The sequence below is a fragment of the Flectobacillus rivi genome (assembly GCF_030056655.1).
GTDB classification, from domain to species: domain Bacteria; phylum Bacteroidota; class Bacteroidia; order Cytophagales; family Spirosomataceae; genus Flectobacillus; species Flectobacillus rivi.
The window spans coordinates 183,114-196,818 of record NZ_JASHIE010000013.1 but is presented as its reverse complement, the minus strand read 5'-3'; the positions used below and the strand labels follow the sequence as shown (position 1 = coordinate 196,818).

The window sequence follows — 13,705 nt, the reverse complement described above, 5'->3', positions numbered from 1 at the left end:
TTATGGCAAAAGATTTTAAAAGCACCTTGAAATCTAAAGCAAGGGAAGCTATTACCAACTCTTTTAGTTATGTCGAAAAAATCAAAACCAATATCACAATTCTCGACGAACTAAGAGACTTTATTCCACCTCTATTACCTCAGGAATATGAACAATTACGTTCAAACCTACTAAAGGATGGTTGCAAAGACCCTCTTTTAGTATGGGAAACAACTAAAGAAATCATTGGAACAGGGTCGGCAGAAGAAGCCGCTTATGTGTTGGTAGATGGGCACAACCGTTACAACATTTGTAGCGAGTTGGGGATTAATTTCAATGTTCAGTTGGTGCCTTTCGACTCTATTAAAGAAGCCAAGGAATACATGATTGACCTTCAATTGGGTCGTCGTAATTTGAATCCTCAACAAGCTTCTTACCTTCGAGGACTCCGTTATCAAACCGAAAAAATTAATGTTGGTTTGAACTTCAAAAAGGAACTATCTAATGGTCAAAATGACCAATTGATAGCTGATAGTTCCCAAGAGAGTTCTACAGCTAAAAAGCTTGCGGAAGAATATAATGTTTCAGAAAAAACCATTCGTCGTGATGCTGAGTTTGCTGCTGGTCTCGAAAAGTTTAGTACTCAATTAAGAAATGAAGTTCTTTCTGGAAAAGCAAAAATTGAAAAAGCTAAGGTTCAAAAACTATCCAAGCAAGTAGTCGAACAACCAATTGAAGATCTTTCTCAATTCGAAGCAATTGTATCTCAAAACCAAGCACCGAGTTCGATCGTAGCCATAGAAGAACCTGCTATTGAGACTTTGTATGAAGATGTTTTGGAAAAAATAAGAATTGCTTTCGCCTCTAGAAGCAAGATAGATTTGGACGAAGCTCAAAAATCTTTCAATAATTTTAAGAAAGTATTCTAAAAATGAAGGTCTATCAAATGGTCATTTTGACCATTTGATAGACCTTCAAACTTTAAAAAAAGGTATTTGCGTTAAGTCCGTTTGCTAAAGCTTTTGCTTGAAAATCTTCTCTTATTTTAGCAAATTTTGTTGGATATAATTTCTCCACTTTCTCGAACATATATCCTTGAAAAATTCCCCCTTTATCAAAGTTCACCAAAAACTCTTGCACATTATCCAACTCAGGATACAACTGATAATTTGCTTGGGCAAGCTCAGCTAAGATATTCGGATTTTCAGTTACATTATCATTTTTAAGCTGTAACATCAATTGCGCAATCAAAGCTTGCTCATCCTGAACCAAGGTTTGTACGAGCCCCAATCGCTCTTGAAAATAGTCTTTTTGCAAATCAACTTTCAATCTCTCCAATTCACTTTGTAGTTGATTCGCTTTTTGAATCTCCATAGGAGAGGGACCTTGGGGTTTGACTTTTATCTCTTTTGTCACCACTTCATTTCCCCAATCAGCGTCTTTGATACGATTAAAGATATAGCCGCCGACACTTTTTATTTTTTCCCCCTTATCTATTTTTGTAATCACATAATCAATCGAACGCTTTACTTGCTCTTCAGAATAACCATCTAACCACTTTTTGAGGGTATTTTTAGCAATTCTGAAGCGTCTGACGTTTTCGTATAGCTGGTCTAATGTACTGGTACGTTCTTCTGCTTGAATGAGAGTGGACTCAATTACTTCGCTAGGAGTGATTTCTTCAATAAAATCCTGTGTTCTTGAAGCTACTACAATACTACCATTCGTTGATTTGATGACTTGTCTGGTAAGCTTTTTCGAAATCTGCTCTAATTGCTTTGGGGCTTTCTTTTCTTCTAAATGAAATATAACGGCATCCACAGCACGACCAACTTTTTCTTCTTCCAATTGCGTTACAACCAAGTCAGTGTATTTCTCAAAATCATTGATCGTCTTCTGTAAAATCTTCTGTTTGAAATTTCCATACATCGGATATTCATTATCTTGAATCGCCAAAATTTCTCGCAAACGTGCTACCGAATATCGTGCTCGACGGTTTCCTAAATTAAACTGATGCTTCAATATTAGGTACATCTTTACCGATGTCGGACTTTGCACATTTGCAATATTCCGAATATCGATGGTTAGGTACTCTCTCTGGAGCTCCAACAAATAGGGTTTCAGTTTGGGATTAAACTTTAGGCGAATACGATTTTTTTCACTTTTCTTGACAGGTTCACTTGTTTCATCAATTAGGTGAATAGTCGTCTTATAGATCTCGCCATCTTCTTTTTTTTCATAGATGACAAAGCGTTTATTAAAAAGACGCTCTGCCGCATCACGAATAGCCTCGTAGTATCGACCATCATCACTCAAAGAATATAATTTGATAATGTCTTGTGTACGGATTTCGTATTCCGCAAAATCATCGTCGTCGGGCAATACCATCGTGAGCATGGCCATAAATACACGAAACTCATGGATGTCCATTTTAGAGGTAGCTTCCACAAGTCCTGCTTTACCACCTTGCATTCGGATGATATATCGGTCTTGATAATCTTGCTTTTTACGTAAAGCTGGTGTTCGTTTCTTTGTCATTAATCAGTTCAGAGTTTAATCAACAACACATTGATATTTCAGTATCTTCTATAGAATTCCAAAAAGTGCTTATGGCCATTAATAATGAGCACTTTCTATAACAAATATACAAAGAATTAACTATAACTATAACTATAACTCCGTCGAGTTATAGTTATAGTTACTCGTGAAAATGGTTATAGTTATCCGTGATTTTGGTTATGGTTAATCGTGATTATAGTTATAGTTACTCGTGAAAATGGTTATAGTTGTCGTGATTTTGGTTATAGTTGCATCTGCAATAAACTGTAAATCAAATAGTTACAAAGCCTTTAAACATAAAAAAGAATAAAAAAGAATAAAAACAACAAAAGAAGATGTTGCTGTTTTTTTAAAAGTTTTTGTTTATTTTTTTTAATCGACTCTAAAAAAAATAGTCCTTCTTTGATTTCTTAAATGAATAAAAAAATAGTGTGAATATGAAAGGTAGCTAGTTCGATTTTGTTAAATAAAAAAGGCATTCCGTGAAAATGGTTATATTAAATCGTGATTTTGGTTATATATAAAAAGTGCTTTAATTTTAAAATAACGAAGATTTTAAGCCTAATTTCGTGAAATCGGTTATATAAAAATGATAAAAATAGCCCAATTTTTCGGATTATTCCAGAAAAATTGGGCTATAATATGAATGATTAATAGTGGATTGGGGACTGTTGATTGCGGAAATATAGAAAAACACCGCCTTTTTTATAAAGTTGATGATACTTCCGCAATCCAACAGCCGCTATCCTAAAGGGATGATGCTTCAAAACATTGGTAGAGTATCTACTATTTGTATTGAATTTTCTGGATAGGAGAGAAGATCATATCCTCGACACCAGCAATCTTTAAGCCCACACGTGCGTACACATAATTTTGATCTGGATTGATGGTTGGAACGTTAACAGACATTTTGATACCTGTTAGATTAGTCACATTAGCACCAGATAGGTTTGTGGCTGCGATATTTGTGCTACCAGCCACGAACTGCGTCTTGTTGATATAAAGACTCACACGCTCAATACTTTTGGCGTTAGCGTCCGTTATAACCTTACTGAGATCGAAGGTAGTTGAGACTACTCCAGCTTCATTGGCGAATTTGGCATTCTTAATCAAGTAATATGGAGTTACTTCTATGTCGATGTTTTGATTATCCTTCAAATCAACATACAAAGTATCAGAAGAACTACCTTGTTGTGCTTTGGTCATGAACGGTCCTTGACCTTTAGGAATAATCAATTTGTATTTTCCTGCAAACAATAAAGAAGAAAACGTACCTTCTTGCGAAACGGTTACATCGATAGGCGCTAATTTTCCCCAACCTGGCTCCCAAAGCTGCATACCTACTTGGCTGTATTCGAGATTTAAAGGCTCGCCTCCATACACGATGCGACCTTTGAGTGTAATTGATGGTGCTACATAGTTATCCTTTGAACAGGCAACCAAAAGTAGTCCGGCAAGCACAACGAAGTATTTTAAAATTTTCATATTGAATTAAATTGAATGTCTATTGATTTGGGTTTCTCACAATTTTAGGGTTGTTACTGATGATATCGTCACCAATTCTTGAATAGTAATTACCCATCAAGAAACGGTCAGCACCAGTTACACGTGTCAATTTCACCACCTTGAAAATCCATTTGTCATGGTTGGCTGTATTTGGCGCATAGATACGATACGGCCAAAGTGAGTACGGCTGAGTATTACGTTTGGTCGCTTTATCAAGTTCAGAATTTAACTCAGTAGGAGAGATGCTATTCCCATCTTGAATTAGGTGAGCAATTCTCCAGCGTTTCATATCGTAAAGCGTATGACCTTCAAATGCTAACTCCACACGACGTTCGTGAGCAATACGGTCGAAGTTGATATCGTTGGCTGTAAGCGCTTTGGTTAAACCAGCACGAGCACGAAGCGAGTTCATGTATTGAGCAGACAAGTCTTTTTGACCTAACTCGAATGCTGCTTCTGCTGCATTGAGCAATACCTCTCCAAAACGATAGCGAACAAACCACATTTCAGATTGCACCCCACGCTGACCCGAACCGACTGCTGGGTCAAGGTATTTTCTTAAATAAAAACCTGTTTGAGCAGTAAATTCAAAGCCATCGATTGGTCCGTCAAATCCTACTACTTGTTCTGCTAGCGTTTTACCCGGTAATACTTTTTGTGCACCACGGTCTGTACCACTGATAATAGAACCATCTGCCAATTGATAACCAGCCCAAATATCTACTGCTCTACCCTTAAATTTACTTCCAGGAAGAATAACAGTACCAGCCAAACGAGCATCACGGTCAGCAAAAATGTCGCTAATACCCGAATAATACACAGGAGTACCGTCGCTGTTGGTTGTTGGAAGTGGCGCATAAGTATTGTCCAACTTTTCAAATGCTTGAACAAAGTTCAAAGAAGGGTTAATACGTCCGCCTTCTTCTTCCTCAGCTCCATAACGTGGTTGGTTTACAACAGTGAAATTGTGAGTTTTACCAGATTGTAGTTTAAAATCTTCTACAAAAATCACCTCAGGGTTATTTGCTTTATCATAGAAAATAGAAGCAAAGTTTTCAGATAAATCTGGTTTTTTGTTGTACAAACTATAAGCACCAGCTTTTCCAGAAATCAAATCTTGAGCATAACCTAGGGCTTTGTTGTAATAACCAGTAGCCAAACTACTTGGAATCCCAACTTCACCACCTGAGAGTGTCACAACAGGTGTATTTGTTCCATAGCGAGCGATAGATGCTGCATAAAGGGCAGCACGAGAAGCCATGGCTAATACGGCACCTTTGGTTGCTCTTGATTTTTCCGAAGTACTTGATGGAAGTTTATCTTTGATATCATCGGATTCTTTCAAGATAAAATCATACACTTCCGATTCTTTAGCACGAGGATTACGCAAATACGTTGGGTCGCCACTAAAGTCATAAGTAAGAGGTTCAAGAATTAACGGCACACCGCCCATTCTTTTTACCAATTCAAAATAATACGAAGCTCTCAAGAATCTAGCTTCTGCCAAAAAGCGGTCTTTTGTGGCAGCGTCAAGGGCAGTTGCATTATTACATTTTTGGATAAAAAGGTTTAAGTCACGGATGTAACCGTAATCCCATGCTCCCCAAGCACCGTAGTCCCAACCTGTGTTTTGGAAGTTTCCATACTGTCCTGCTTCAGACCAAAATGCTTCGTTGAAGTCAGAGATAGCTGTCCAGTTTTTTACAGTACCAAGGTCAACATATCTGTTATATAAATCGCCTAAAACAGACAGCGCTTGGTCTGGACTAGACCATACTTGTTGTTCTGTTAAAATATTGGTTGGTTTTCTGTCAAGGAAGGCATCATCATTACACGACCAACAAATTCCAAGACTTGCCAAAAGAATACTATATATCGTTTTTTTCATTTTCGGATTCAAAATTAATTAGATAGAAAGGTTAAGACCGATGTTAACAAACTTGCTTTGAGGATATTGCAAACCATTGTCGTCAGCAATTTCTGGGTCAACACCATACTCCTTCAGATTGTCGAAAGAGAACATATTGTATGCGTTGATATACACACGTGCTCTTTGAACTTTGATTTTATCTAAGATTGATTTTGGTAACTGATAGCCTAATTCTAGGGTACGAGCACGTAAGTAAGTTACGTTTTGTAACCAGAAGGTAGAGTTACGGTTGTAATTGCTATGTCCACCGTTGTTGTATCTGAATGCAGGGAAGCGACCTGGAATCCATTCGCTGTTGATATTGAATGGATCAGCACGATGCCATCTGTCTGTCAAAAGTGAATTGAGTGCTCCCTCGTTTTGGTATGCCCATCTTTGTTCCCAGTTTTGGTTCCAAGAGTACATGCTACCACCAGAGAAGTCAGCTGTTAGAGAGAAGCCTTTCCAACCTACTGATACGTTAAAGCCAAAGTTTATCGTTGGCTGACCTGTAGTGGTGTAACCAATTGGGCGAACATCGTATTGGTCGATTTTACCATCACCGTTGATGTCTTTGTAAATCAAATCACCAGGAAGTAGCGTACGGTTTCCTTGACCATCGATGTTTACAGGATAAGCATTGATTTCCTCCATAGTTTTGAACTGACCAGTGGTTTCGTAGCCCCAGAAAATCCCTGTGTAACGATTCTCGATTGAGTTACGGTAGTTATCCCAAGAGTTGTTGAAAATTGGTTTGTACGTTTCAACCGTTTTGCTACGAGCGTAAGAAAGGTTTCCACCGATACTGTAGCTAAAATCTCCTTTTTTGTTATTGTATTGAAGAGCAATTTCACCACCTGATTGGGCGTCGCTATTTACGTTTTCGTCTGGAAGGCTATAACCTAGTTCGCTTGGTACTAAGATGTCATATTTGCGACCTCTCAACCCAGTTCTTAAACGATGGAAATAATCTACGCTACCTGTCAATTTTGTGCCTAGCAAAGAAAAGTCTGCACCGATGTCGGTAACCTTACTTTTAAACCAAGAGATGTTTGTGATTGGTTGACCCTTGTCACGGCTAGTAACTACTGGCGTACCGCTCAAAATAACAGTTCCTGCGTTGTAGTTATAACCAGTTAAGTAGTCATAAGCACCAATACCAATGTTATCATCACCCAATACCCCGTAAGAAGCTCTTAACTTTAAATCATCCAAAATGCTTTTTGAACCTAGAATATTTTTCATAAAAGGCTCATCTGTAATTCTCCAACCAATTGAAGCAGAAGGGAATACACCTACACGTTTGTCTGGAGTAAATTTCCAAGAGGCATCACGACGAGCAGAAACTTCAACATAATATTTGTTAGCAAAGTTGTAGTTGAAACGACCGATATAACCAATTCTAGCTTCCTCGTTGTCTGTATCGTTGTAGGTATCCATTGTTGTGAAATACACTAGTGGCAACACGTTTGTTTTTGGCACCGAGTGAACCCACTGGTCTTGGTATCTTTGTTCCTGACGTTCTGTTACAAATACTCCTCCTACGTTATGTTTTCCGAAAGTATTATTATAACTTAATTGACCTTGATAGATATTACGCATTACTTTGCGAGTACCTCTTTCACGCCAAGGGTTGGTACTACCACCAGTTACTTTATAGCTATTGTCTGTTGGGTTATAGGTATACGCTTGATACGTATATTCATGTCCATTCATAACACGGTCAGCAATGTAGTAAGAATACATACCTCTGGCTGTCAAACCTTTCACGCCCGGAATTTGGTATTCTCCTGTAAAATTGGCTTGCATTACACGCCAGTCTTCACGCCAGTATCCTCCTAGTTTTTTGTTGTTATAAGCCCAGTTTGTTTCATTGTGCTTAATATCGTTCAAATACTCTGGATTGTCATTTGCATAAGGACGTTCGAAAGGACGGTTTCTCAAAATGGCAAATCTTGGTAACCAGTAATCATCTGCCCCAGGGATACCCGGTTGGTCACGTGTTTCGATACGACCATTGATTTGTACGCCCACTTTCAAACGATTTGAGATTTGAGCATCTACGTTACTTTGGATATTACTTCTTTGGAAAGTAAACTCACGACCTAATACCGAACTTTGAGCTAAACGTGTAGCAGATAAGTAATAAGTAATTTTGTCTGAACCACCAGTTGCACTGATATTCAATGAATTAAGTGGAGCATTTCCTTGAATGATAAAGTCTTTCCAGTTGAAAGTTTGGTAACCATATTCTGTTCCAACCTTATATTTTTCAAGTTCAGTTTTTGTCATAGCTGTTGTAAAAAATTGGTTTACATCAGCATCTACCTTTCCTAACCACCACTGATAAGAGTCATTTACAACACTTGGGAATCGCGACCAGTTTTGCCATCCAGTGTAGGTATCTACATTAATGGTATTTTTAGAACCAGCTTTTCCTCTTTTGGTAGTTACAACAACAACCCCGTTGGCAGCACGAACCCCATAGATAGCCGCAGAAGCATCTTTCAACACAGAGATACTTTCAATGTCGTTAGGAGCAATGTTGTTAAACTGACCAGCATCTTGTTGAATACCATCGATTACGTAAAGTGGATCACCCATGTTACGAATTTGGATATTGGCACTCGCACCTGGACGACCATCAGCCATACGGAAAGTTACCCCTGGGATTTTACCTGCCAAACCCGCACTTACGGTTGATCCCCCGTGTACTTTTTCAATATCTTTTGAAGTTATTACCGAGATAGCACCTGTCAACGATTCTTTCTTTTGAGTACCGTAACCAACTACTACAACTTCATCGAGACTTTTTACATCTGCTAAAAGTTTTACCTCGAGAAACGTACGATTGTTGATAGCTACTTCTTGACTAACGAAGCCAATAGAAGAAAAAATCAAGGTCACATTTTGATTACTTACGTTGATAGTAAACTCCCCTGAAGCATTGGTACTTGCTCCTTTGTTGGGTGTTCCTTTCACAAGAATGTTTACTCCAGCGATTGGTTCGCCTTTTTCATCAACAACCTTACCTTTTACCGTCTGATCGGCGATAAGGCTACTGACATTACTTGAATTACTGGTTAAAAATCCCGCAGTTGTCTTTGCTGTAACATCCTTGACGCCAATCAAGTTGAGCAGCAAACAGGCCACGGGGATTTGTACCACAGATTTTTTCATCCATGGTGATAGTAATAGTCTAGATTGATTCATAAATTTGAAAGATTTGTTCGTATTGTTTTAGTTTTCGAGCAATAAAAATCCACAACTGACGCCAATCAGTTGAGTATGAACAAACGACCAGTCAGGGATGGGACAAGCATCCTTGACTTTTTTTTGAGATTGAAATACACGTTATCTTATCATTGTTTTTTCATGTAGTCGAGAGAAATTCTTGCTTTGATTAGGGGAGATATTGATGCAATAGTGAACTTCTCTCGACTTAGTAGGTTTATACTCTATAACCTCAGAGTTTAAGGGTTGCTTAGTACTAGTGCTGAATGATGAGTTGTGACTTATAGCGTAAATTTTTAATTATCAATATTTTACACTCAAAATCAATCAACAATTATTCGACACTATTACTTATCTTATCTTCATTTAAAGGTAATATTCTTTAGCATTATACTGTACACTATCTTTTCTTGGCATATTCGGAAGGACGAATTCCAAATTGTTTTAAAAAGCTTCTACCAAATTGCGCTTGCGAATTAAAACCCGTCATGCTTGCGATAGTTTGTATTTTATAATCACTTTGAACTAATAGCTCTGCTGCTTTTTTGAGCCTTGTAACAATAATCAATTCGTTGGGAGAAAGATTTGCTACAGCCTTAATTTTTCTATAAAGCGTTGGACGACTCATATTCATGGTTTCGGCCAGTAAGTCCACATCTAGCTGATTATTGTCTATATTTTGGAAAATAATTTCTGTAATTTTTTCTAAAAATGCCTCATCTGATTTACTATGTGCTATATTTTTGAGGTGCACTAGCGGCGAATTAGCAAAGTAATCTTTAACCTTAGACCTGTTAATCAATAAGTTAGAAATTTGCATTAGTAAATAATCTAAAGAAAATGGCTTTTCGATATAAGCATCTGCACCAAGTTCAAGTCCTACAATTTTGGCTTGAAGTGTATTTTTAGCGGTTAACAAAATCACTGGGATGTGTGAATATTGTTGGTTACTTTTCAGATGTTTACAAAGTTCAAAACCATCCATAACGGGCATCATGACATCCGATAGTACTAGCTGAACAGACTCAGACTCTAGGAGTTCTAATGCTACTTGTCCGTTGTTGGCTCGTAATATATGATAATCTTCTTCAAGTTTTTCGCCAATAAACTGGGCAATTTCATAGTTGTCTTCAACCAAAAGTATGGTTGGGCGCTCATCCTGAGCAATTTTCTGAGCAACATTTTCGGAATATGGCGAAACAACTTCTTTCCTAATATCAAATTCATAAGCATGATGAATGGGTAATTCTAGCAGAAAAATGTTCATGTTTCTCGAATCTACCACCTTCAATGTTCCTTCGTGTAGTTCTGCTAAAGAACGAGCCAATGCCAAACCAATCCCTGTTCCTCTTTGATTTTTTACATTATTCATTCGATAAAATGGCTCAAAAATGCGCTGACGATAATCCTCTGGAATGAGCACACCATCGTTTTGAACCTCAATCGAAAAATGAGTTTCATCTATAGAGTATAATTTTATAATTGCCTTATGTTCAGCGTATTTTACAGCATTGTCAATAAGGTTACTGATGATTTTTTGAAATGCCTCACGGTCGACAGACGCCCAAAAATCTTCATTGGGTAGTTGTAGCTCAAAGCTTATTTGTTTGAATGTTGCCATGGGATAAAACTCCTCAAAGCGTTCTTGTAAAAACTGACTGATATTCATTTTTACAAAATTCAAACTAAAACCGTTGGCCTCTGTTTTACGAAAATCCAAGAGTTGATTTGTTAATTCTAACAATCTATCTGTATTTTTCTCAATCACTTGCAAGCCTGACGACAACGCATTATTCTCAACATTTTTTTTCATTAAATCTTCCAGTGGCGCCTTAATAAGCGTCAATGGTGTACGGATTTCATGAGTAACATTGGTGAAAAACTCAATTTTGGCGGCATAAATTTCCTTTTCCTTTTCAATTTCAAGCATATCAATTTTACGCTGATTTTGCTGATTGATATACTCATGGTACATTTGAATACCAAAGTAAATAGCCAACAAAATTACAATACTGTAAAGTATATACGCAATTCCGCTTGCCCAAAAAGGAGGGCTAACCTCAATTTCGAGCACGGCCATCTCTTCACTCCAGATGCCACTACCATTCGAAGCTTTCACCTTAAACGTGTAGGAGCCAGGGGCAAGTTTGGTAAAATATACCTTTCGGTTAGTTTTTAATAAATTCCAGCCTTTGTCCAAGCCATCGAGCATATACATATACTCGGTGGTTTGTGGTGAGGTATAGCTTAGGGCGGCAAAGTCTAAACTAAAGGTGGATTGTGTATGGTCTAAATTTATGCTTTTGGTAAACGAAATCGAGCGCTCGAGCGGAGAGTTTTCTTCTCCAATCTCTAACTCTTGATTGTCTACTTGAATACCCGTCAGGTATACTGGGGGTACAAAAGCATTTTGCATAAAAGTATCAGGTGTAAAACTATTTAGACCCTTTACACTTCCAAAGTACATTCGTCCTTCATCGTCTTTGAAGGCGGAGCTATAGTTAAACTGGTCGCTCAAAATTCCATTTGATTTGGTATAAGTTGCGAGCTTATTGCGTTCAAAATCATACGCACACAAGCCTTTAGAGGTACTTATCCAAAGTTTATGATGTTGATCTTCCAATATTTTGTAAAAAACATCACTCGGAAAACCATCTTTTGTTCCAAATCTTCTGAATTTTCCTGTTTTTCTATCCAGTAAATTCAGCCCGTTTTCGGTTGTAACCCACATACGATTGGCATGGTCGATAAAAATGCCATTGATAGCATTACAACTGATAGAGGTAATATCTTTTTCGCTTGAACGAAAATTAACTACACGATTGTGTTTAAAATCTATACAACGTAGACCCTCTCGAGTTGTACCTGCCCAAATATTTCCTTCTTGGTCCTCTGTGACAGTAATAAAATGCCCATAGGTAGTTCGGTCACAAAGAGGCGTAAAGTCTTGTGTTTTTTCGTGAAAACGAAACAGCCCGTTGGAGGTTGCTACCAAAATCATATTTGACTTTGTTCGGTAGAGTGTTTCCACAAAATTGCTTTTCAAGCTTCTAGGTCCATTTCCTGCTACAAAATGCTTTACCACTTTTCCAGAAGGAATATCTAGAATATCTAAGCCAGACTCAAAGGCACCTACCCATAGCTTATCACCAACAGTCATTAGCCCATGAATATTGGAATGTGAAAGATTATTGGGCTTTCCGTCAGGTTTGAAATGGGTAAACTGACGCGTTTTGAGGTTGAGTTTATTCAATCCATTGTCTTCAGTTCCGATCCATAAATTCCCAAATTTGTCTTCACAAATTTCTCTTACGGCATTGCCCGTAATACTATTATTGGCTCCTTGGTTAAAATATTTATCAAATGCTACGTGTTGTGTAGGCAAATAATTGATACCTCCAAAGTATGTTCCAATCCAAATCCCACCTTCACGGTCTTTTGAAAGTGTGTACAGCGCATTGTCTGAGATGGAGTAAGGATTACTATATTCGTGTTTTAGATTGATATATTTTCGAGATTGTAAATAATAAATATACAATCCAGACTCTGTGGCAATCCAATATTCATCTTCGGTGCGATGCATAAAATCGCGTACATAGATGGCAGTTTTATTGGAATTGTAAGTCAATATATCTTCATAAGTCCTCGTCTTGGTATTAAACAATTTTACTCCTTGACTTGAGGTACCAATCAAAATCGCATTTTGCTTGGTATCATAAATTTTGTCTATCCAATGAGAAATTGCAGGAGCAGATTTCTCAAACATATTATACTTTTTCAACGATTTGCTGAACGTGTTATATTCCCACAAATTGCCATCTGTGGTCGCTAACCAAATCTGTTGTTTATTGAGGATAAAAGAAGTAATATCTATTCGTTCTTTTCCTGTATCTAATTTTTCTGTCTTTTGTGTTTTAGGATTATAAATCTGTAAGTTGTAATCCTTAATAAACCAGACATTTCCTTCGTCATCTGTTTTGATAGTGCGAATAAAATGCTCTTTGGTGTCTGGTAATAAACTAAATTGTTCTGTAATGGTATTGTACTGATAAATTCCTGCGTAAGTTCCTACCCAAATAGTTTGTTCGTCTCCCTCACAAACTGAAAAAACAGTATTGTTTCCTAAACTTTTGGGGTTGTTCTCTATTTTCCTGTAAACCTTAAAAGAGTATCCATCAAAACGATTGAGTCCGTCTTTGGTACCAAACCACAAAAAGCCTTTACTGTCCTGCATACTACACATTACGGAGTTGTAAGAAAGATTATCTTCTACTTCATAATGACGAAAGCTGAAAGACTGAGCCAGCAACTGTTGGCACCATAAAACAAATAATACTATTGTAAGATTAAGTTTCAATTTACTGTGTTTTTTGTCTTGTAAAGATAAATTTAATTCCTAGATGCATAAAACTGTAAATATACTTAATTTAGGTGTAGAGGCTATTTTGAGAAGATTTGAATAAAATTTGAACAAAAATGAACAATTTAAAATCCCAAATTTATTGTCATTTTGCTCAA

At 37.3% G+C, this 13,705-nt stretch carries 6 protein-coding genes; 1 reads left to right on the top strand and 5 read right to left on the bottom strand.

What is annotated here, in order from left to right; translation table 11 throughout:
- The first annotated feature begins 2 nt into the window (after positions 1-2).
- On the top strand, positions 3-908 hold the full coding sequence (locus tag QM481_RS18505) for a ParB N-terminal domain-containing protein (protein WP_283382836.1): 906 nt from the start codon (positions 3-5) through the stop codon (positions 906-908).
- Positions 909-960: 52 nt separating this feature from the next.
- On the opposite strand, the gene QM481_RS18500 is transcribed toward QM481_RS18505, so the two are convergent.
- The 5 genes from QM481_RS18500 to QM481_RS18480 all read right to left on the bottom strand — a co-directional run bounded on the left by QM481_RS18500 (position 961) and on the right by QM481_RS18480 (position 13,544).
- Positions 961-2,517 (bottom strand): replication initiation protein, encoded by a 1,557-nt coding sequence (locus QM481_RS18500; protein ID WP_283382835.1) that lies wholly within the window; start codon positions 2,515-2,517, stop codon positions 961-963.
- 807 nt (positions 2,518-3,324) lie between these two features.
- Positions 3,325-4,023: a DUF3823 domain-containing protein gene (locus tag QM481_RS18495; protein WP_166550754.1), complete on the bottom strand. Its 699-nt coding sequence runs from the start codon at positions 4,021-4,023 to the stop codon at positions 3,325-3,327.
- A gap of 19 nt (positions 4,024-4,042) precedes the next feature.
- The gene (locus QM481_RS18490) at positions 4,043-5,932 is read right to left on the bottom strand and encodes a RagB/SusD family nutrient uptake outer membrane protein (RefSeq protein ID WP_166550755.1); all 1,890 of its coding nucleotides are present in this window, start codon (positions 5,930-5,932) and stop codon (positions 4,043-4,045) included.
- An 18-nt stretch (positions 5,933-5,950) separates the two neighbouring features.
- A complete protein-coding gene (locus tag QM481_RS18485) occupies positions 5,951-9,166 on the bottom strand; it encodes a SusC/RagA family TonB-linked outer membrane protein (protein ID WP_283382834.1) in 3,216 nt (1,071 codons plus the stop codon).
- A 421-nt stretch (positions 9,167-9,587) separates the two neighbouring features.
- Entirely contained in the window at positions 9,588-13,544 is a 3,957-nt protein-coding gene (locus QM481_RS18480; protein WP_283382833.1) for a hybrid sensor histidine kinase/response regulator transcription factor, read from the bottom strand.
- Between the last annotated feature and the right edge of the window lie 161 nt (positions 13,545-13,705).